The organism is Caulobacter sp. SRI_008 (genome assembly GCF_057586355.1).
Map to the genome: position 1 here is coordinate 1 of NZ_JBYCZS010000017.1, position 21,038 is coordinate 21,038.

General features: G+C 62.4%; 14 protein-coding genes. 7 read left to right on the top strand and 7 right to left on the bottom strand.

Annotation, left to right across the window (positions count from 1 at the left end; all coding sequences use genetic code 11):
• Positions 1-34 precede the first annotated feature (34 nt).
• Positions 35-385: a DUF3768 domain-containing protein gene (locus AC2YHT_RS15785; protein WP_487290732.1), complete on the bottom strand. Its 351-nt coding sequence runs from the start codon at positions 383-385 to the stop codon at positions 35-37.
• Positions 386-540: 155 nt separating this feature from the next.
• Positions 541-867 (bottom strand): hypothetical protein, encoded by a 327-nt coding sequence (locus AC2YHT_RS15790; RefSeq protein WP_487290733.1) that lies wholly within the window; start codon positions 865-867, stop codon positions 541-543.
• A gap of 610 nt (positions 868-1,477) precedes the next feature.
• Here AC2YHT_RS15790 and AC2YHT_RS15795 point away from each other — a divergent pair.
• The 5 genes from AC2YHT_RS15795 to AC2YHT_RS15815 all read left to right on the top strand — a co-directional run bounded on the left by AC2YHT_RS15795 (position 1,478) and on the right by AC2YHT_RS15815 (position 10,518).
• Positions 1,478-2,713: an Ig-like domain-containing protein gene (locus AC2YHT_RS15795; protein WP_487290734.1), complete on the top strand. Its 1,236-nt coding sequence runs from the start codon at positions 1,478-1,480 to the stop codon at positions 2,711-2,713.
• 228 nt (positions 2,714-2,941) lie between these two features.
• The gene (locus tag AC2YHT_RS15800) at positions 2,942-6,976 is read left to right on the top strand and encodes a hypothetical protein (RefSeq protein ID WP_487290735.1); all 4,035 of its coding nucleotides are present in this window, start codon (positions 2,942-2,944) and stop codon (positions 6,974-6,976) included.
• On the top strand, positions 6,973-9,492 hold the full coding sequence (locus AC2YHT_RS15805; protein ID WP_487290736.1) for an RHS repeat-associated core domain-containing protein: 2,520 nt from the start codon (positions 6,973-6,975) through the stop codon (positions 9,490-9,492). Before AC2YHT_RS15800 ends, AC2YHT_RS15805 begins: the two co-directional genes overlap by 4 nt.
• Positions 9,493-9,512: 20 nt before the next feature.
• Positions 9,513-9,836, top strand: coding sequence for a hypothetical protein (locus tag AC2YHT_RS15810; protein WP_487290737.1), 324 nt, complete (start codon positions 9,513-9,515; stop codon positions 9,834-9,836).
• A gap of 448 nt (positions 9,837-10,284) precedes the next feature.
• On the top strand, positions 10,285-10,518 hold the full coding sequence (locus tag AC2YHT_RS15815) for a hypothetical protein (protein WP_487290738.1): 234 nt from the start codon (positions 10,285-10,287) through the stop codon (positions 10,516-10,518).
• Between the two features lie 767 nt (positions 10,519-11,285).
• On the opposite strand, the gene AC2YHT_RS15820 is transcribed toward AC2YHT_RS15815, so the two are convergent.
• Positions 11,286-13,067 (bottom strand): recombinase family protein, encoded by a 1,782-nt coding sequence (locus AC2YHT_RS15820; protein WP_487290739.1) that lies wholly within the window; start codon positions 13,065-13,067, stop codon positions 11,286-11,288.
• A gap of 263 nt (positions 13,068-13,330) precedes the next feature.
• Between AC2YHT_RS15820 and AC2YHT_RS15825 the strand changes: the two genes are divergently transcribed.
• Entirely contained in the window at positions 13,331-14,647 is a 1,317-nt protein-coding gene (locus tag AC2YHT_RS15825; RefSeq protein WP_487290740.1) for a hypothetical protein, read from the top strand.
• A 224-nt stretch (positions 14,648-14,871) separates the two neighbouring features.
• Here AC2YHT_RS15825 and AC2YHT_RS15830 read toward each other — a convergent pair whose 3' ends face one another.
• Positions 14,872-16,086 carry an NAD(P)/FAD-dependent oxidoreductase gene (locus AC2YHT_RS15830; RefSeq protein WP_487290741.1) on the bottom strand — a complete coding sequence of 405 codons (1,215 nt, stop codon included), beginning with the start codon at positions 16,084-16,086 and terminating at the stop codon, positions 14,872-14,874.
• A gap of 329 nt (positions 16,087-16,415) precedes the next feature.
• The gene (locus AC2YHT_RS15835; RefSeq protein WP_487290742.1) at positions 16,416-17,117 is read right to left on the bottom strand and encodes a hypothetical protein; all 702 of its coding nucleotides are present in this window, start codon (positions 17,115-17,117) and stop codon (positions 16,416-16,418) included.
• A 377-nt stretch (positions 17,118-17,494) separates the two neighbouring features.
• Here AC2YHT_RS15835 and AC2YHT_RS15840 point away from each other — a divergent pair, with 377 nt between their 5' ends.
• Positions 17,495-18,499, top strand: coding sequence for an alpha/beta fold hydrolase (locus AC2YHT_RS15840; protein WP_487290743.1), 1,005 nt, complete (start codon positions 17,495-17,497; stop codon positions 18,497-18,499).
• Positions 18,500-18,576: 77 nt separating this feature from the next.
• Here the strand turns inward: AC2YHT_RS15840 and AC2YHT_RS15845 are convergent, their stop codons facing one another.
• The gene (locus AC2YHT_RS15845) at positions 18,577-18,834 is read right to left on the bottom strand and encodes a hypothetical protein (RefSeq protein ID WP_487290744.1); all 258 of its coding nucleotides are present in this window, start codon (positions 18,832-18,834) and stop codon (positions 18,577-18,579) included.
• A gap of 25 nt (positions 18,835-18,859) precedes the next feature.
• Positions 18,860-20,647, bottom strand: a complete 1,788-nt coding sequence (locus tag AC2YHT_RS15850; protein WP_487290745.1) for a methyl-accepting chemotaxis protein — start codon at positions 20,645-20,647, stop codon at positions 18,860-18,862.
• Positions 20,648-21,038: the final 391 nt, after the last annotated feature.

The following is a 21,038-nucleotide window of genomic DNA, read 5'->3' on the forward strand; positions in this document are numbered from 1 at the left end:
AAAGGGCGGCGATCGTAGATCGCCGCCCACGCTACTAGTATTCAGACGCCAGCATGATGGTGAGCACCCGGCATGTGACCGCTGGATCGGTCTCGTCAGGCGAGGCGGCGTCGAGCGTCTGGTTGTAGCAGTCGATCTTCCAGAACAGCCGCTCGCCAGCCAGGTCGAACGCGCCGAAGTCGTGCACCCCGTATGGATCGTTGTCTTCGGTGAAGCGGTCGAACCGCTGCACTTGCCGTACCGCTTCGAGCACCATGATGGGGCCAAGTGCGGTGATGCCCCTGGTAGTCACCCAGCGGCCGCCATCGGTGTGGACCGCGCCAGCTTGGCGGAACTCGTCGTTGAGCCGCTGGGTGTCGTTCTGCTGTCTGGGCACCCACCTCATCGCGGCCTCCCGTTGGAGCGGCCGTAACCTCGTAAAGAACCGTACATCCGTCTCTCCCGTCACTGCGGAAGCGCCCGACCTATTCCGGCGCTTCCCGGTGCGGGGGAGCGGTCTGGTCTGGATGATGCCGGTGACGCGGACGCTGACGAAGGGGCTCAAACGCTCGTGGTGCTTGCGCTCCTTTGCCGGAAGCCGGCGGCGCCTGTAGAATTTCGGATATGAGCAATCCAAGGCCGATGTCTTCGGCCGAATGGAGAAGGCTGCTTTCCAACAGCGCCATCCGGCGACGGGTGTTTGGATCGCACGATGTCGAGAAGCGGAAAGTCCGCGCCATGCAAGGAGCGCGGTTCGCCATGCGCGGATGTCCAGAGGGCGCGGCGTTTTTGCTTCGACATCCCTATGATACGAGCTTCGAGCCGTTCTGCGTCGTCCAGGATGAGCAAGGCGATCTGAAGATCTTTGAAGTCGACGATCTCCCGCACGACGGATCTCCAGGGTAGCCAGGGCGAGGGAGTTCTGAGCTGTCACCCGCTAAACCGGCTGGACTTTGGCGAGGAGCAGAGGCGCGCGTGTACGCCCTGGTGTTGCGTTGCGATATATCGGAATTGGTGTAGATTCCAAGTATATGAGCCACCCAAGGCCGATTACACCGCAGGAGTGGGATGAGATCGCAAGCAGCGATGTGGTGCAGGGCTTTTGGCCGCTCGATGACGACGAGACAGGCGCAGACCTCTCCAGAATGATCTATGGAGCTCATTTCGACTATCAGAGCGATTGCCCCGGTTATAGCGGGCCTCTGTATTTGTTGCTCAGTGGCGCGGGGCCAAATGTTAGGCCTGTTGGTCTCATGCGCGGTTCTACTGGTGAGTTGAACCTTGTGGACTACGGCAACGCTCATGGGGGCTAGTCGGTGTGCTCACCGCCTGCCGTCGGGCCAAAAAGGCGACAAGCCCGATATGAATCGAAACATTGTAAGCAAGCTTGACTTTGGTTGCTGCTAAGGTCGAGCTACGCCATCAATGGTTGTGTTTCTGTTCGGGGCTTGGGCGGAGTATGGAGTGTTGGCGCGGCCGTCCGGTTGGGGCGGCCTTTGTGGTCCTTGTGGTGCTGGCGATCACTTTCGGCGAGGCGGCGGCGCAGCAATCGGTTTCCTATCAGTACGACGACCTGGGTCGCGTAATCGCCGTCACCTATAGTGGCGGTGCGAGCGTCAGCTACGCCTATGATGCGGCCGGTAATCGGACGCAGCAGGCTTCCAGCGCTTCGACGCCGGCGCCCGCCGTGGCTGCGGTCTCGGCGTCCATTGCCTACAACACGACGACTTCGTTCAGCCTGTCGCCGAGCGGGTCCTACACCAGCCTGTCGGTCGCCACGAGCCCTGCCCACGGTACGGTGACAATCTCGGGAGCGACAGCGACCTACACTCCGACCAGTGGTTATTACGGTGCGGATAGCTTCACCTACACGGCCACGGGGCCTGGCGGATCGAGCTCAGCAGCGACGGTGAGTGTTACGGTTGGATTGCCGCCAGCCCCGACGGCCGCGAACATGGCTGTGACAACGGCATATAATACCACCGTAACCATTACGCCGACGATCAGCGGCGTTAATAACGGTACGAGCAATACAGTCACCGCGCCGGTCCACGGAACCTATACCAAGGTTCCGCCATCTTGGGTCTACACGCCGACCACCGGCTACTATGGACCCGATACGATTGTCTATTCGGTGTCCGGCCCCGGCGGCACCTCGCCTAACTATACCATTTCCATCACAGTCTCGGCTCCAGCCGCGCCCACGGTGTCGGCAGTGTCGGCGACGACGACCGCTGGAGCAGCAGTGTCTATCAGCTTGGCTCCAAGCGGTGTCTACACCTCGCTTGCGGCCTCGACACCGGCCCATGGGACGGTGTCGATCAGCGGCGCAACGGCCACGTACACACCGACTAGCGGTTATTCGGGATCCGACAGTTTCACCTATACCGCTACCGGTCCGGGCGGCACGAGCGCAGCGGCAACAGTCAGCATCACCATCGCCAGCGTCAACCGCAACCCGGTCGCCAATCCCGATTACGCCAGCGGCACGTCACCAGGCTCCTTGGATATCTATCCGCTGGATAACGATACGGACGCGGATGGCGACAGCCTGACGATCACTGGAGTGAGCGGCGCCTATGCTGGCAATGCCTCGGTTTACAGCAACCATATCCTGTTGGGGTTGGGTCAGAATGCCCGAATAACCAACGAGCCTCTCTACTACACTATCAGCGATGGCAAGGGCGGAACGGCCACCGGCACGATCACGCTCTATGTAGAGCCGAGCGACTAGTGATGGTTGTGGTCATGAAGGTTGAAGCTGATCCGAATAAGATAAAGGCGGAGATGTGTGTCGAAATTTGCGATGCATCTATCGTGCATCTGCCGGAAATGCTCGTCAGTATTTCCTGAGGTGAGACGTGATCGGGTTGTAGTCTGGCGATCTTGTTTCGAAGAGTAGAAGTGTAGGGCCTGTCGAGGCGATGCCTCGGCGATTTGCGGCAGTGTTTTGTGGGGGCAGATGAAGCGCTTTCAAGTAGCGAGCGTGCTTGCGATATCGGCAGCCTTGGGGTGCGCCGTGCCAAGCTGGGCCGAGCCTCCGGCCATCAAGCTGATCAGTGGTTCGGGCCTTTCGCCCAGCGATGCGCTCGCATTCTACGGTTCAGGCACGACGCACACAGTTGGAACCGCGGCGTGGTCCGATGGCGCGCCGGAAATCAAAGCCTTGGCCGTGAGCCTGGGGGCGGGAAGTTTGAGCGCGGCGGACTACACGCAAAACAGCTTCAATTATGTTCGCAACAATATCGCGGTTGAGTACCGCTTCGGCCTGGGCAAGGGCGCTCGCGGCGCCTTGCTGGAGCAGTCGGGCACGGGGTTCGACCAGGCCGAGCTGCTGGTCAAGCTGCTGCGGGCCGGCGGCGTGCAGGCCTCCTATCAGGTCGGCGTCGTCACCCTGACCGCCCAGGAATTCGGGACCTGGACCGGCTTGGTCAAGTCGCTGAACCAAAGTGCGCAGACGTTTTCGGTGAACGCGAAGGCGGCGTGTCAATTCCTCGCCAGCGGCGGAACGCCCGCGCTCGTCAACGGCGCGGCCAATTGCAGCGGGCTGACGGGCGATGTGAGCTCGGTGCAGTTCCTGCATGCCTGGGTGAGCGTCGGCGGTGTCGCCTACGACCCGACCATCAAGCCGCACGACCTCTACAAGGGCCTCGACGTCTATGCGGCGATGGGCTGCGGATCGGCTGCGGCGCCGACTTGCGCGACCACGCTCATCAATACCGCCATGTCGGGCGCACAATCGGGCTCGACGGCCGGTTCGTCCTGGCTGTCGACCCTGAACTACACCAATGCTTCACCTGTCTTGCACGGCTACGCCAAGGCCCTGCAAAGCACCATCCAGGCCAACAACCGGGATGATCTCGCCGTGGCCGTGGTCGGCGGCAAGCGGCTGAAATCAGCAGAGGCGCTGGCGGGTGTCAGCTACGCCTACAGCCGCACTTCGTCGCTCTCGATCTCGGGAGAAATCCCCGATCAGTACCGCACCAAGCTGACGATCGCTGCGCCGGCCTGTACAACGCAAACCGTCTTCGCCGACGAGTTGGCCGGCCGTCGAGTGAGCTATTCCGGCACGGGCAGCCTGTCGACTGTCAGCGCCTATGCCGTCTATCTTGATGGCACCGGGACCACCTGCTCTGGGACATCGTCAACCAACGCCTTTGTGCTCACCGTTGACCACCCCTACGCCGCCAGCAGCGGCGCTTACGGCGACGATACGGTAACCCTTCCCTTGGTGGAGCCGACGAGCATCCGGGCTTCGCCCTGGGCCAACAGTTCACGCTATAACGGCATTTCCAACACGACCGAGACCAGCTGGGTAGGATCGTTCCCGGTCACGCTGATCTTCAGCCTCGGCGAGGCTTCGCCTTCGGCTCAGAAGTTCATGTCGGACTTGGCTTCGGTCTCGCCGGTGATGACGGCTGTGACCTGTCGCCCGTCTTCGACTACGCCGGTCTTCACCCGCACCTGCGAAAACGACAGGCAACCAGTCTCCGCCACCACCATCAGCGCCAACCGCACGCTGGCCGGTGCTCTGGTCGATGGCCTGACTGGCACTGTCTCGATCCGTCACCACGACGTCGGGCTGATTTATTCCTCGCGACTGACCGGCGTAAACTACAGCACGTTGCAAGGGGTTGAGAGCATCGTCTCCAGCCAGGATGACGCTACGGCCGTTGCACGCGCCCTTACGGTCGTTTCGGCCTTGGCGCCGAGCACCGAGGGCACGGCGCTTGCCGGTGGTTTAGGGCAGGTGGGGATCGCGTTTAACGTGCCCCATACGAGTCAGTTGGGTCGGTTCAGTTCGAGCGGCACCGACGTGCAGATCCACAACGTTCCTAGCGGCAGCATGCAGACGTTCCTGGCGCAATATCCGGACAGCACCGCGAGCGGCGGCTTCGATTCTTGGCGTAAGACCCTTCTGCAGGAGGCGGCGAACGCTGGTTACGACACAATCATCTCTCCGGGGAGCGTCGGGGAGATTTTCATCGGCTCATCACGGCAAGCCTATACGCAATGGGAAAACCTCAAGGGCGCCGTTGGGGTGAGCGATCCGCTGGCGGCGGTGAGCAAGACCGTGGAGCGGAGCGACGGCGCGCTCCGGGCGCGGCAGTCCCTTTCGCCATCGCTGGCTGACGGTCGCCTCTCGCTCCAGGCGTCTGCCGACATCGTCAGCGGCCAGGGAGAGTTTCCCTACAGCCTCCCCTTCATCCGCACCTACGCGCCTTCGAACTACGACCTGACCCGTTATGCTGATCTGTCCTATTACGACGTGATCGGCGGCGGCACCGTGACCGACCATACCTCGATGACGGTGTTCGGGGGCGGGCGCGACGCGACGCTTTCGGCGCGCCTCGGCGGCGGCTGGTCCCACAATTACAACGCCACTGCCATAGTCGGCGGAGACTCCGGCAAAGCGTGGGGGCGCGACACGGCGCTGGAGGCTAGCCAGGCGATTGCCGCTGTCGCCGTCATGGCCGACCTTGCGGGCGCTGAAAGCCTACAGCGTCGCCTCATCGGTGCATGGGCGTCCGACTATTTTTCCTACGCCACGCTGGGGAACTCGATATCGGTGACGCTCGGCGGCAAGGAGCAGACTTTCTACCGCTTGCCGGACGGGATATTCACTGATCGGAGCGGGGGGCAGGTGACCTGGGCCGACTGGAGCGGCATGACCTATGTCGGTCGCGACGGCGATGTGGTCCAGTTTGTCTTCGCTGAAGGGGATGCGCTGGTCTCCTCGGTGCCCACGGCCAGCAGCAGTTCCAACTACGTTGCCACCAAGTGGACCTTTCCCAACGGGATTGCCGTCAACTTCACCTATGGCTGGAGCCAGATCACGCGCGGCTCATCTGGTCCGGTGGTGTGCTATTGGGGCGGATCGTGCAGCAACTCGTCCTCTACGGTGCACAAGGCTCGGGTTCTGACGCAGGTGTCCAACAGCCTGGGCCGTTCGCTGAGCCTCACCTTGGCGGCGCTGACGGACGTCAACAGCATGGTGACCGGGTACAGGATCTCGGCGGTCACCGACGAGAACGGCCGGTCGGCCACCTACAGCGTCAACTGCTCCACCTACACCTGCGGAACCTTCTCGGTCGTGACGCCGAACGGCGCGAAGACGACCTACGCCTATGACGCCGATACCGCCTCGCCGGATCCGGCCAAGGTGATGGGGCCGAACTATCATCTGCGCCGCATCTTCACGCCGAACGACGCCTCGTCGCCCGCGATCACGATCGCCTATGACGAACTCCTGCGGGTGAAGTCGGTCACTGACGCGAACGGCCACACCGAGCTCTATCGGCCCGGCGGCGTGGCGGGGGTGGAGCCCTGGAAGCTCGCGCGGAAGATCGCGCCATCCGCTGCGGCCACGCAGTATGTCTTCGACGATCGGGGATCGCCGATGGAAGTGACCGACCCGTTGGGACGGCGTTCTACGACCCGCTACGACGCCTTGGGTCGCAAGCTCGAGGAGAAGCGGCCGGAAGGCGATCGGGTGGTCTATAGCTACGACGCCCGGGGCAACGTCCTGAGCGCGGCGAACTGGAACAAGGGCGGCTCTAGCGCTCTGACGACGTCCACTGCCTATGGGGAGCTAGCTTCAGTCCTGGTGTGCACCTCTCCCAAGACCTGCAACAAGCCAGCGAGTGAAACCGACGCCAGGGGAAATACGACGAATTATACGTGGTCTTCTGGCGGGGATCTGACCCAAATTCTTTCGCCGGCCGATGCCAGCGGCAAGCGACCTCAGACCGACCTCGGCTACACGGCCTATACCGGTACGGACGCGGCCAGTTTCAGCCTGCTGACCAGCAAGGTCGTGAAGATCGACGATCAGAAAAGCCTGACGACGACCTATGCTTACGACGCCAGCAAGGCCTTCGCCCTCAAGAGCGTGACGGTCGATCCGTCCGGAGAGAGCCTGACGACCTGTTTGGGCTATGACGCCCAAGGCAATCTGACACAGATGGCCGATCCGCGCGGCGGGGCTTGCCAATGAGCCGGGCTGCTTTCTTCAAGGTCGCGATCCAGGCCTGCTTGTTGCTTGCGGCGGTCGTTCTGGCGGTTGGGGCTTGTCCGTCGCGGGCTCAGACCCTGACGGCCAGCGACTACACGACCTATTTTCAGTGGGACGCCGACCGCCGCCCGGTGATGAAGATCGGCCCCGATCCGGACGGCTCGTCAGGATCCCTGAAGCGACGGGCCGAGAAAATCACCTACGACGCCGAAGGGCGGGTCGTGCGCGTTGACGTCGGCACGGTGGATTCGGTGTCGGTCAGCTCCGGGATCGTGTCGTACACGAACTTCGTTGTCAGCCAGACCACTCAGGCGCGCTACGACGCAGTCGGCAACAAGACCCAGCTCTACGGCTTTCCCGGAACAGCGGCTGCGACGCTAACGCAGGTTAGCTATGACGCTGACGACCGGCCGCTGTGCACGGCTGTGCGGATGAACAGTGCTGCCTTCGATAGTCTCTATAGCGCAAGCGCTAGCCCCAATGCCTGCGCCCTCACCACGGCCGGTTCGGCGGGTAACGACCGGGTCAGCAAGACCATCTACGATGCGGCTGGCCAGACGCTACAGACGATCCAGGCCTTGGGCTCGGCCGATCAGCGGACCTATGCGACCTACACCTACACGCTGAACGGCAAGCAGCAGACGCTCACCGACGCCAACGGCAACAAGACGACGCTGATTTATGACGGCTTCGACCGGCTGGTGCAGCAGAACTTCCCATTGGCGACGCGCGGGGCGGGGGCATCGAGCACCACCGACTTCGAGCAATACGGCTATGACGCCAACGGCAACCGCGTCGGCTGGCGGCTGCGCGACGGGACGATCATCGACTACGCCTTCGATGCGCTCAATCGGATGATCGGCAAGAGCGGTGCGGTCGTGCCGCCGGTGTCGTTCGGCTTCGACCTAGCCGGAAGGCCGACCTCGGTGCTGGTGGTCAGCAGTGGCCTGGGCGTCACCTACACCTACGACACGGCTGGGCGGCAACTCACCGAATCCACCTTCGGCCGGACCCTGACCTACGCCTATGACAAGGCGGGCAACCGGACCCGGCTGACCTGGCCGGACGGCTACTACGTCGTCAACACGGTCGATGCGGCCAGCCGGCTGAAATCGGTGGCGCTGACCACCAACAGCCCGTTCCTGACCTACGGCTTCGATGATCTGGGACGGCGAACCTCGGCGGCGTTCTGGACCGGGGTGTCGACGAGTTGGGGCTTCGATGCGGGCAATCGCCTGGTCAGCTTGGCCCACGACATGCCGGGGACCGGCCAGGACGTAAGCTTCGGCTTCGGCTACAATCCCGCCGGCCAGACGGTGAGCCAGTCGGTCTCTAACAGCGCCTATGTCTGGGCCGCGCCCAGCACGAGCTTGGCGGCCACGGCCGACGGCCTCAATCGCGACGCGGCCATCGTCGCGGCCGGCGGCTACGACGCCAAGCAGAACCTGACCAAGGACAGCGGCCGCACCTTCTTCTACGATGGCGAGAACCGTCTGACGTCGATGAGCGGGCCGGCCAGCGCGACGCTGGAATATGACCCTCTAGGGCGTCTTGTCAGAACCATAGTCAACGGAACGGCCACCCGGTTCCTCTACGCCGGCGACAAGCTGGTGGCCGAGTATGACGACCTTGGAAACCTGTTGCGCCGCTATGTGCCCAGCTACGGTGTCGATGAGGCGGTTCTGTGGTGGGAGGGCGCGGGCTTCTCCGATCCGCGCAGCCTGCACGCCGACCGCCAGGGCTCGGTGATCGCGTCTTCGACCGGCGGTTTGGCCACGGTCTACACCTACGGACCTTACGGCGAGCCGGGTGACAACTGGGGGGCGGGCAGCCGCTTCCGCTACACCGGCCAGATCGCTCTGCCGGAGCTGAAGCTCTACCACTATAAGGCTCGGGTCTATGATCCGGCGCGGGGCTGGTTCTTCCAAACCGACCCCATCGGGTATCGGGACAACCTTAACCTCTATGCCTATGTCGGTGGAGACCCGCTTAATAAGACCGACCCCAGCGGACTAGGTCCGCTTATACCGGCGATGGCAGGGGCTGGCTGCGCAGCGACCATCGAACTCGGTTGTGCGCCGGGGGCTGCTATTGGCGCTGGTTTGGGCGCCACGATTGAGTTGGGCGGCGTGCTGTGTGCCGCATTCTGCGGGAAGATTTGGGATCATTTTCATGCCAGTGAGCCGTTCAGAACCCCTGACGGACGCGAAGTTAGAGACCATGGCAACAAGGGAACTGGCGAGCAATATCTCGCAGGCGCTAAGTGGAAACCCGAACAGGTGGACGAGGTAATCGCAAATCCAGACAAGAAATATCAAAGTAAGCAGGGGGATAGTAGAAAGGGTCAACCTGCCACAGTTTACGTGGATAAGAATGGAAATTTTGTAGTTGTAAATGATGTCACTGGTCAGGTTATAGCGGTAAACGACAGGGATAATAAGAATTATAAACCGCCAGCTCCGAAGGAGCCTGAGCAAAATCCGGCTGAAAAAAAATAATATATAAAATGGAAAATGAAATGAGCAAATTTAGTGATGATCACATAATGAATCTTGGATTTTCGCCCAAGGGCATGGAGGTGATTGGCGGGGAGGTTGAATATCTGGCAAAATTTTGCATGGAAAATAACATATTAATTCATACTATTGAGGGGTTTGTTTGTGATGGTGAGGATAGGATTTTGGATTTAGGTTACAGTCTATTTGGGCCAGATGAGGATATTTCTTCTTGGGGTGGGAAGGTTTTTGGTGCTGCCCGGGATGCGTTGAAGCTCATGAAGATGGCAGATGGCGAGGGCATTTCCGTCGTATTTCGGGTTTGGCTAGCGAGGGAGAAAGATTAGAGCGCGTGCGCGCTTGGTCTTCCAAGTTTCCTGAGACTAGGGCAGCGCTTTCAGCTACACGCTCGGGAAATCCGACGACGCAAATTGAGCTCTATCAGGGGTTGTTTCTCTGCCTAAGGCGGCGAGAGCGGGAAGCCCAGCGCTAGCCTTGAGTGCCCCACTGGGGCGGCTGACCAAGGCCGCGAAGCGGCATTTTCTTCTTTAGGGCGGCTTCAGGCGGGATGCTGCACCTTCATCCCAATTCAGGCGTCGATTAGGTGGTCGTGCAGCGGTGGCCGGCTTATCTGATCCAGGTTATTGCATGCGGGCACGCATCCGACGGGCGTTACGTTGACGTCCATCTCAGTTAGACGTCAGCTTGATTCATTCGCCAGTTGTACTTGCATTTTTCCGCCATGGCCTGTGGACCGGTCTGGTAGAAAATTGCCGTATGAGACTATCCGACCAAATGCTCGACGACCTTGTTGCCTCCTGGGAGAAGGCTTTCGGCGAAACCCTCACGCGCAGGGAGGCCGAGGTTCATGCAAGGCAATTGCTGGAACTGTATCAACTGGTCCTAAGGCCGCTTCCTCGAAAAGGTGAGGGAACCGCGCTCGAAGCCTCTGAAGTCGATCCCACAGCTTCTCCTCGCTATCGAGGTCGGAAAGCACTCGCGCAAGATACCGATCTGCCAGCGCCTTAGAAGCTTCGGGGTAGGGGGCATCTGGATCGTCGTATTCAAATGCCAGTTGGGTTTGCGTTCCGCCCCCAGAGTTCCGAACGTCCTTCCCTGTAGTGCACCAACGCAAGTACGAATAGCGTTTTCTAGCCTTCCCGCCCCGGCCCAGGGCGGCCGTTGCCTTACCGTCCAGTCAAAATCGAGGTATAGGGCAGGTGCCTGCGCCTTGTCGGCCCCATAGCTGAAGTGCAGGCATAACCCCTCTATGCATGCTGACTGACGCAATAATCGACGAATTCATAAGGGCCTGGGAAAAGGCCTTTGGCGAAACCCTCTCGCGGGCCGACGCCGAGGTGCACGCAAGGCAACTGCTGGAGCTGTACCAGCTAGTCCTGAGACCCCTTCCTCAAAAAGATGGGGGAACCGCTCCCGAACCTTCTGAAGTCGATCTCGCAGATCCTCTTCATCATCAAGGCCGGACAGCACCTGCTCAAGGTACCGATCTACCAGCGGCCTGAGACCGGCAGGGCAGGGCGTGTCCGCCGTGTAGAGGCCAGGTGCTACAGGCGCTTGCGTTTGAGCCCCTAAGTTCCGATTGTCCTCCCCTGTGGTGCACCAACGCAAGTACGAATAGCGTTTTCTAGCCTTCCCGCCCCGGCCCAGGGCGGCCGTTGCCTTACCATCCAGTCAAAATCGAGGTATAGGGCAGCTACCTGCGCCTTGTCGGCTCCATAGCTGAAGTGCAGGCATAACCCCTCTATGCATGCTGACTGACGCAATAATCGACGAGTTCATACGGGCCTGGGAAAAGGCCTTTGGCGAAACCCTCTCGCGGGCCGACGCCGAGGTGCACGCAAGGCAACTGCTTGAGCTGTACCAGCTGGTCCTGAGACCCCTTCCTCAAAAAGATGGGGGAACCGCTCCCGAACCTTCTGAAGCCGATCCCGTAGATCCTCTTCATCATCAAGTCCGGACAGCACCTGCTCAAGATACCGATCTACCAGCGGCCTGAGACCGTCAGGGCAGGGCGTGTCCGCCGTGTAGAGGCCAGACGCTAGAGGCGCTTGCGTTTGAGCCCCTAAGTTCCGATTGTCCTCCCCTGTGGTGCACATTAAGAGGAAATCGCGTAAAAAAGGGTGGAGCATGAACGGTTTTGCGGCCTGAACATTGAGTTTTTTGCCGCTGAGAACAGAGTTCTGACCGACGATTTCGACGATCGTGCGCTTTAGATCGTCAGATCCGCTCCGAAACCATTCCAAGGCGTACTTGCTAAGCGAAATGGCCGTAGAGGCGAGTTCTAACCGATTGTCGTCTCCGCCCTTGCTGAGCTCCTGATTGAGCCCGATCCGCTCCATTTCCAACCGACGCTGCTCCTCGTCGTAGGTCTCGTCGTCGATCATGCTGCGCAGCCGGAGCCGCATCAGTTCCTTGAGCTGCGCCTGGACGTCCTGGGCCGTTTTCGTGAGGGACGCGATGCGGGTCGAGGCCAGCGCCGTCGTGTCCTGATGCGCGGTCTCTAGCGCGCGAAGCGTCCACCGGTGAAGTTCTGGGTGGATGATGATCGACGCCAGGAAGCGCTCGAATTCCTGGATGAGTACCGGGGCGCTGATCGGCGCTTCACGGCACTTTGGGCCAAGGCCTCGTTTGGTGCAGTGATAGTAGGTGTAGACGCGGCCGGACGGCTTTCGCTTCTGCTCCGCCGTGATCATGTAGTCGCACGACCCGCAGCGGATCATGCCGGTGAACGGGAAAGCATACTTCTTGGGCCTTGGCTTTTCCTGGCGACCGAAGCGCGCCTGAACCGCCTCGAAACCTCGCATGCTCACGGCCGGCTCCTGCTTGCCAGCATAGACTTGGCCGTCCCAGAGGATGACGCCCGCGTAGAACGGATTGCCCAGAAGCTTGTAGATGGCGCTCAGCGTCAGCGGCTTACCGCCGCGCTTCTTCCGTTTGACGGTCCGGAGGCCCCACTCGTCCTTCGCCCGTCGCGCGATCTCTCGCGGGGCGACGCCAGTGATGGCCAGGTCGAACATGCGCCGCACCAGCGGGAAGTGTTCGGGGTGGGGGATCGTCGTCTTTGTCAGCGGATCGGTCTGGTAGCCGAAGGGAGGCTTGCTGGGCCGCCAGCCGCGGGCGAGCTTGGCGCGGTTTCCGCGCTTCACGTTCTCCGAGAGGGCGTCGGAGTAGTACTTCGAGTAACCGAACATCACCTGCAGCATGAACTTGCCTTGGGCGTTGTTCTCGAAGGTGTAGGTGGCGAACTTCAGGTCGGCGAGCGCGCCGTGGTCGAGGTCGTAGATGATCCGGCCGCCGTCGATCGAGTTGCGGGCGAGCCGGTCAGGGGCCCAGGCGATGATGCCTGAGGCCTCGCCGCGCTCGATCCGCCGCATCATGTCGTCGAACACCGGGCGGCCTGGCGCTTTGGCGCTCCGGCTCTCCGTGATGACGATGATCTCGCTCACGGCGGGATCATGGGCGAACTTCTGCGCGGCCTCGCGCTCCTGGGATTCGATCGAGAGGATCTGGCGGCCTTCGTCCTCCGTCGATTTCCGACAGTAGAGGAAGTACTTCATAGGCGGCTGGGCGAAGTCCCCAACGTCCCTGAACTCCCTGACGTCCAGAACCCCCACGCGCGAAGGCGCGTCGTCACGCGGGATAGCAGGGTAGGGCGGTTCATAGAGGGTGATCGAAGTGTGGGGCGCCGGCTTGGTTCTGTCGAATCCAGGCGTCATCCCACTCTGGACCGAACGCCCCCTTCCCGCAGGGGGAGCATTCGATATCCGCACTGGCGCTTTGGCCCCTCTTGCGATCCGAGCTCGCGTCCTACGCTGGGGCGATGAACGAAGACCGGAAGGCGAGCGACGTCCCCACCATTTCCCGCGTCTGTCTCGACGGCATGCTCGTCGAGCTCGTCTACGATGCCGAGAAGGCCGCGACGTCGCTCGCCGTCCGCTGGCCGGACGGCCGGGTCTCCATCGAGCAGTCCGTCGACCTCGCCACCGGCGAGCACCTGGTCCCGTATTCGGCCGCGAACAACCTCATCGCCTCCGGCTGCGTGAAGCTGCCCTCGGACGTGGGGGAGTTTAGGGACGTTGGGGACTTGGTGGAGGGCATCCAAGGGTTCCTGCGCCGGTACGTCGCGCTGTCGCCCGTCTTCGAGGACATCGCCGCGTACTATGTCCTGCTGGCCTGGGTGTACGACTCCTTCAACGAGCTGCCGTACCTCAGATTCCGAGGGGACTACGGCACCGGCAAGACCCGGGCGCTCCTGGCCGTTGGGTCGCTCTGCTACAAGCCGTTCTTCGCGTCGGGCGCCTCCACGGTCTCGCCCATCTTCCACATCCTGGATGCCTTCGGCGGCACGCTCATCCTCGACGAGGCCGACTTCCGGTTCTCCGACGCCACTGCCGAGCTCACGAAGATCCTCAACAATGGCAACGCGCGCGGCATGCCGGTCCTTCGCACCATGACCAACCGGCACAAGGAGCTGAACCCGCAGGCCTTCAAGGTCTACGGCCCCAAGCTCATCGCCATGCGCGAGAGCTTCGCGGACAAGGCGCTCGAAAGCCGCTTCCTTACGGAGAACACCGGCCGGCCGATGCCGCCGGGCGTGCCCATCCACACGCCCGACAGCCTGGCCCTTGAAGCCACGCACCTGCGCAACCGGCTTCTGGCCTGGCGTTTTCATACGCGTGACCGCGTTGGGCCGGACGCCGCCCGTCTCGTCCACGGCGTCGAGCCCAGGATCAACCAGACCGCCCTGGCGCTCCTTTCTTTGATCGACGACGCCGAGGTCCGCCGGCGTGTCGAGGCCGAACTGATCGGCATCGATGCCGAGCGCCGAGACGAGCGGTCTTCATCCTACGAGGCGGCTATGGTGACGGCGCTGGAGGCCGCGTTTCGCGAGGGAGCAGGACCGAACGCGTCGATTGCCGACGTGACGGCGCGCTTCAATGTGCTGGCGGCCGAGAGCCTTGGGCGGGCTGTGTCCAATCGATGGGTGGGGGAGTTTGTGCGCAGCCGCTTGCGCTTAAAAACCATGAAAACGCAGGGCGTTTACGTCGTGCCGGCAGAGGAGCGCGTCCGTGTCGCGTCACTGGCGGCTCGGTACGCTGGTCACCAGAGCCCAGTTGAGGATGCCGGGAGCCTTTAGGGCTGATCAGCTAGTGCCTGCCAGGGAGCCGCCCTAGGTTGATCCTGGTGAGAGGCAGGTCATCCGCAAAGGCCATGGGTGGCGCTACGCGGCCAGTTGGCGTGATATAAGTCGGCTACGTTCGCACTATATCCTGCCGTTAACGGACAGGCCAAGATCGAGTCCTTTTGGGGGTTTTCTGTGACTTGATCGTCGTGGCCGCCATGCTGCGCGCGGCCCTCAAGTTACGGCCTATATAGATCTGCGTCCGGGTCGGGCTCGCCCCGCACTTCAGCCGAGACGATCTGTGAGGCAATGACGGAATAGGTGATGCCGTTGCCGCCAAAGCCCATGACGGCCCAAATGTGATCCATGCCAGCAACCGGCCCGATGCTTGGCAAACCCGTTGTGCTCTCGCCGAAAGCACCGGCCCAGCCGTAGTCGATCTCGAATGCAATATCGGGCAACAGCCCTTTCAGCTTGGCGGCGATGATCCCGCACTTTTGCTTCAGCTTCGCCTTGTCCTGGTGCGCGACCGCAGACGCTTCGTCCTCGCCGCCGATGATCAGGCGGCCATCGCTGCCCATGCGCAGATAGAGGTACGGGTCGGAAGCCTCCCAGACCAGCATGTCCTTCAACCAGGCAGGACAGCGCTGACGCGGTATGGAGGCCATCGCCCAAGTCGAGATCACCTCGGCTCCCGGGGTGGGAACGCCCTTGGGGAACTCATATCCGCAGCAGAACACCACCGATTTGGCCCGCACTGTGTGATCCGCGTCGGTCAGCAGCGTCACCCCCTCCGGATCGCTGACAGCTTGCAGTACCTCGACAGGCGAGCAGATCCGCGCGCCGCGCGCTTGGGCTCGCCTCAGCAGTCCCGCCGCAAGTCGGGCCGGGTCGCCGCTGGCCGAACCGCTGGAGACGATGGCGCCGGTTCGGTCCATGCCGAACCGCTCTCGCAACGTGACGGGGTCCAGATAGCGACTATCTAGCCCAATCTCGGCGCGGGCCAGCGCCTCCGCCTCCAGCGCGCGATGACCGTAAGCGTCGCCCGCCAAGTAGAGCGATGACTTGCCCTTCAGGCCGCAGACTATGCGCTCCTCGGCCACGATCTGTTTGAGCGTGTCGATCGCCTGTCGCGATCTCAGATAGGCACGCCTGGCCTTCGCCGCTCCGATCTTCTTGGCCAGCGCCGTCAGCGGCAGGTCGATCTCCCACTGCAGCAGCGCGGTCGAGGCCAGGGTCGATCCCATCAGCGGCGCTCGCCGGTCCAGCACCACAACCGAGTGATCCTTCGACAACTCGTGGGCCATGAAGGCGCCGCTGATCCCAGCGCCGACAACGGCGACATCGACTGTGATTGCTGCGGTCAGCGGGCGCACCGGCACACCCAGACCATGGCTATCGGCCCATAGCGAGCGGCCTGTTCTGAGGTCGCGTTTGATCGTTGCGCCGGTCATCTAAAGCCTCCTGAAGCGGAGGCTTAGCTCTTGAGGAGGCCTCCAGTTCCTCTGGCTCAAGTCAGCCTACTTTCTGTGTTCCAAGATGTTCGCACACCGCCATCGATGATGACGGCCGGATGTCCCGAGTCTGAAGTGGTTCCAAGGTCGGCTGTTGGCGCCATCTCGCTGCTGGACCGGACCATCCGGTAGGCAGGGGAGGATTGCTTAGTCGAGGGTCCTGCGCGACATGCAGAGTGGATCAAACACCAAGGCCTACATAGGCGCGTCACAGGTCGCGCCCAACTCGCGATCAGGTTCGCGGACCATCAACGCTATCGCCATACGGCCTACGACGTGACCCGCACGCCGCTGAAATGGGCCAGCGTGCCGGGGCCGATCCAGAGCGCCACGGCACCCTTGGCGTCGGCGCCGTGCTTGAGGTCGCCGACGATCAGGGTCGGCTGCGCGGCGTTGTCGACATGTAGTTGGGCCTTGAGGCCCGCCACCACAATCCGCACATGTGTCCACCGACCAGCTTCGAGATCGACATAGGTCTCGTACTTGGACGGGGCTTCGGCGCGCAGCCGCTCCCAGGGGTGGTCGGGGTGCGAAATGTACTGGACGGCATGGTTGCGGCGCAGCTGGTCGTCGGCTCGGCCATTGGTCGGACGCAGATAGATGGCCTCCAGTTTGGACTCTTCGTGCAGTCGGAACGCCAAGCCCACAAAGCCTCGCGCCGTGGCGCTGGCCGTGGCGGCTGGGGCGCCGCTGATCCAAGCTTCGATGACGCCGTCGCCGAAAGCGGGCGTGTCCAGCACCACCAGACGGTCGAGCCCCGGGGCGTTTTCCAACGCCGTGGCGCGCAGCGCGGGACGGCCCCGATAGTCGATTCGCGTCGTCTCAACGCCGATGGCCCGGATCTCTCCGGCTTCCAGTCCAGTCCCAACGGCGACGCGTGGCGCGGCGAGGGCCGCCAGGGAGCTGGCCGAGGCCATCGTCAGCGCGGCGCCGCCGATCGCGGCCCGACGGGTCTGAGCGTTGCCGGACATTTTGAGACTCTTCGTAGTGGGACGACGTCACTTTCACCGTCGCGCATGGCCGGATCAAGGTCAGGCTTGGCGCGGCCGAACCTGACCTGGAGCGGCTGAGCACGTTTCCTATCGTTTCGACAGCCGCCCCCGCCACTGCGGCCGTCGTGTTTCTGCAGGTGCCAATGTCCAGAACTGGCGCCTCCGGTCGGTTATGCATCTTCGGATTGGCGGTCGAGGGGGGAAGTCGGGTGGTCCCTCCACCTGCCTCAAGCGGCATTACGGTCATTTAACTGGCGCCTTCCCCTCCATAAGTCCGACACCCGACCTCAGGGCGTTGGAGGTCTTCATGCGCATAGGACTGTTTTTTTTCGTTCGTCGGCGCCTTGGCGGTCTGCTTGGCCACCCCAATCGGCTCCCAGGCCGCCACCCCGAGCACGGCGCAGGTCGAGGATCCAGCCTACGCCCATGCGCAGCGACGGGTTGATGTAGGCGGCGGCCGCAAGCTGAACCTCTATTGCATCGGCTCCGGCGCGCCGGTCGTGATCTTCGAAGCGGGCCTCGGTGACGACACCAGCACCTGGGGTCTGGTTCAGCCCGTGATCGCCAAGCGTACGACGGCGTGCGCCTACGATCGCGCCGGGATAGGCTTCAGCGACCCGGCGACGCGGGCCAGTTCGGCCAGCAATATCGTCGACGACCTGCATCACCTGCTGACGAAGGCCGGCATGAAGCGCCCCTACGTTCTGGTCGGTCACTCCTATGGCGGGCTAACGGCGACTCTGTACGCCAGCCGCTATCGCAAGGACGTCGCCGCGTTCGTCGCCGTCGAACCCGCCAACACGCGCCAGGTCGACGCCTTTCGGGAGGCGTTCCCGAACTATGAGTCCGATCTCCTGGCGCCGGCGCTGGCCCGGAAACGGGACTGCGTCCGCAAAGCCGAGCAAGGCTTCGGACCGGACCCGGCGGCTGGCACCGGTTGTGTCGACAAGCCGGACCCGCGCATGAGCGACGCGCTGAACGCGGTCCATGCCCAGATCCATCGCCGGCCGGCGTATCAGCGCGCGGCCCTTTCGGAGTTCGAGAGCATGCGCGGAGGGCTCAGCGGCTCGCAGGTCGCCGCGGAAATCGTTTCGTTCGGGTCGATGCCGCTCATCGTGCTGACCCGTCCCAAGGATACCGTTCCGCTCGGCCCGGGCGAAACGGCGCAGAGCCGAGCCATTCTCTGGAACAACTGGACGACGATGCACGACCAATTGGCCTCGCGCTCCGCCCGGGGCGAGAATCGGCAGGTCGCCGCAACGGGCCACTACATTCAACTGGATCAGCCCGGCGCCGTTATCGACGCCATCGATACGGCTCTCGACGCCTTAGATGCTCAGAAGGCGTCAAAACGGAAATAGGCGGGATGGATAACTGCGCCTGGTCGATCTCGCCGCATGTGGAGCGCGAACGTCCGGTTCCTGAAGGCGTGACAACGTCAGAAAATGGCGCGCGTCGGACGACGACCGAGGCCTCGATGATGAGCTGGGGGCGATCGTCGCACCAGAAGGTTGTCGATCAGGGTCCGGAACAGGCCGCGAAGGCGCCCATCGTCGCGCGTGCTCGAGACGATCGAACGCTCAGGCGAACTCTCTCGCGATATCACGCCCCGCGCGATGAGGATGCCGATCAGGACTGCGGTGACACCAGACTGATAGTCGGCCATTAGCAGCAATGCGGATTCATTAGCGGTCATGCGCGCGCTCCAATGCGGGCCTGACTCAGAACTCTTCCCAGCTATCGAGCGCCGGCGCCGCTGAGCCCCGGACCAGCATCGGGGCGCGGGTCATTGGGCGCGTCTTTTGGATCGCGCCGGGGCGCTCGCGAGGCGGGCTGGACGCGGCGTTTGCCGCCTTGACCGCGCTGATTCTGAACCTTCCGACCATCTGGCGAAGCTCGCTGGCTTCGAACTTCAGGCTGGCGGACGCGGCGGTGGCCTCCTCGACCATGGCCGCATTCTGCTGGGTGACCTGATCCATCTGATTGACCGCGACATTGACCTCGTTGAGGCCTGTCGCCTGTTCCTTGGAAGACTGGGCAATCTCGGAGATCAGGCCGTCGATCTGGCCAACCTTCTCGACGATTTCGCCGAGCGCGCGGCCGGTTTCGCCGACCAGCTTCACGCCGCGTTCGACCTGCGAGCCGCTGTTGGCGATCAGGGTCTTGATCTCCTTGGCCGCCTCGGCTGAGCGTTGGGCCAGAGCGCGGACTTCCTGGGCGACAACCGCAAAGCCGCGACCAGCCTCCCCAGCGCGGGCGGCTTCGACGCCAGCGTTGAGAGCCAACAGATTGGTCTGGAAGGCGATTTCGTCGATGACGCCGATGATGCTGGTGATCTGGCCCGACGACTTCTCTATCTCGCCCATGGCGGCCACGGCGTCGCCAACGATCTCACCCGAACGAGCGGCGTCTGCCCGGGCGCTGGAGGCGGCCGCCGAAGCCTGCCGGGCGCCCTCAGCGCTGCGATTGACCGTGGCGGTGATCTGGTCGAGGGCGGCGGCGGTTTCCTCGAGGCTCGCGGCCTGCTGCTCCGTGCGGCGCGAAAGATCGTCCGACGCGATGGAGATCTCATCGGCGCCGGCGCCGACGCTGCCGGTGGCCGTGGTCACCGAACTCATGGTTTCGTCAAGGGCGGCTAGAGCGCGGTTGAGATCGTCACGCACCTTCTGGAACTGTGGATCGATCGGCTGGTTGAGCCGGCAGGTCAGGTCGTTAGCCGCCAAGCGCTCAAGGGCGGCGGCTATTTGGTTGATGGCGTCGACCCGTCCGGTGATGACCGTGGCGAACTTCACGACCTTCTCGACGCGACCCTTAGGTCCGAATACCGGGTTGTACGAGGCCTGGATCCAGACCTCCGTGCCGCCCTTGCCAACGCGCTTGAACTCGGCGGCTACATATTCGCCCGCGTTCAACCTACGCCAGAAGTCAGCGTAGTCGGGCGATCCGGCGTAGGTCTTGTCGAGGAACATCCGATGATGTTGGCCCTTGATCTCCAAGAGGCTGTAGCCCAGCGCGTCGAGGAAATTCTGATTGGCGTCCAGAACCAAGCCGTCGGTGGAGAATTCGATGATCGCCTGAGCGCGGCTGATGGCGGCGAGCTTGGCTTCAAAATCCGCGTTACGCAGCTTCTGATCCGTGATCACCGTGGCGACCTTCACTACGCGCGCAACCTTGCCCGCGCCGTTGCGGACAGGATTGTAGGAGGCCTGGATCCAGACCTCACGTCCGCCCTTGCCAATGCGCAGATATTCACGCGCATCAAACTCGCCTTGGGCGAGCTTGGACCAGAAGTCGCGGTAGTCTTGACTCGCCGCATACTCAGGCTCAACGAACAGGCTGTGGTGCTTGCCGACGATCTCGGAGAGCCCATAGCCCATGGCGTCGCAGAAGTTGGCGTTGGCGGACAGGATCTTGCCCGACAGGTCGAATTCGATCGTGGCGAGTGAACGATCCAGCGCCGCCAAGGTATGGGCCGGATTGCCATTCAAACGATTGCGTAACCCAATCACCGCGCTTCCTCCGAGGTCAAGCTTTCGCGCATAGGAAGCGAACCGGGGTCAACGAACGGTAAAATTCGAAGATATGGTTTGTCGCGGTCTTAGAAAATCGAGCCCGATTTGGGTTGCTTGTTCTCAATTAAAGGTAGCTATTTTCTGTTCAAAGAATTTGATGATGGAGAATATTGATCTGATTTCGCGCTATGCGGGAAACCCGCGACGCGAACGTGAAGATTTCTAGCGACGATCTGCCGCATCGCATCGGGCCTGAGAAACGACCGGCCGATTTGACGACATCTACAGAGGAAGTTTGGCGCGCGGCGCGATTGGATCCTCTTGGCCCGAGGCGCGTGCGCCACCTGAGCGCTAAAGTCGTGTTCTTGGAGGTGATCCAGAGTCGGCT

What these genes read in the sequence shown, in the direction of transcription:
- AC2YHT_RS15825 (WP_487290740.1), top strand. Translation starts at nt 13,331, where the DNA reads ATGAACGAAGACCGGAAGGCGAGCGACGTCCCCACCATTTCCCGCGTC.
- AC2YHT_RS15820 (WP_487290739.1), bottom strand. Translation starts at nt 13,067, where the DNA reads ATGAAGTACTTCCTCTACTGTCGGAAATCGACGGAGGACGAAGGCCGC.
- AC2YHT_RS15845 (WP_487290744.1), bottom strand. Translation starts at nt 18,834, where the DNA reads ATGACCGCTAATGAATCCGCATTGCTGCTAATGGCCGACTATCAGTCT.
- AC2YHT_RS15810 (WP_487290737.1), top strand. Translation starts at nt 9,513, where the DNA reads ATGAGCAAATTTAGTGATGATCACATAATGAATCTTGGATTTTCGCCC.
- AC2YHT_RS15835 (WP_487290742.1), bottom strand. Translation starts at nt 17,117, where the DNA reads ATGTCCGGCAACGCTCAGACCCGTCGGGCCGCGATCGGCGGCGCCGCG.
- AC2YHT_RS15815 (WP_487290738.1), top strand. Translation starts at nt 10,285, where the DNA reads ATGCTCGACGACCTTGTTGCCTCCTGGGAGAAGGCTTTCGGCGAAACC.
- AC2YHT_RS15800 (WP_487290735.1), top strand. Translation starts at nt 2,942, where the DNA reads ATGAAGCGCTTTCAAGTAGCGAGCGTGCTTGCGATATCGGCAGCCTTG.
- AC2YHT_RS15805 (WP_487290736.1), top strand. Translation starts at nt 6,973, where the DNA reads ATGAGCCGGGCTGCTTTCTTCAAGGTCGCGATCCAGGCCTGCTTGTTG.
- AC2YHT_RS15830 (WP_487290741.1), bottom strand. Translation starts at nt 16,086, where the DNA reads ATGACCGGCGCAACGATCAAACGCGACCTCAGAACAGGCCGCTCGCTA.
- AC2YHT_RS15785 (WP_487290732.1), bottom strand. Translation starts at nt 385, where the DNA reads ATGAGGTGGGTGCCCAGACAGCAGAACGACACCCAGCGGCTCAACGAC.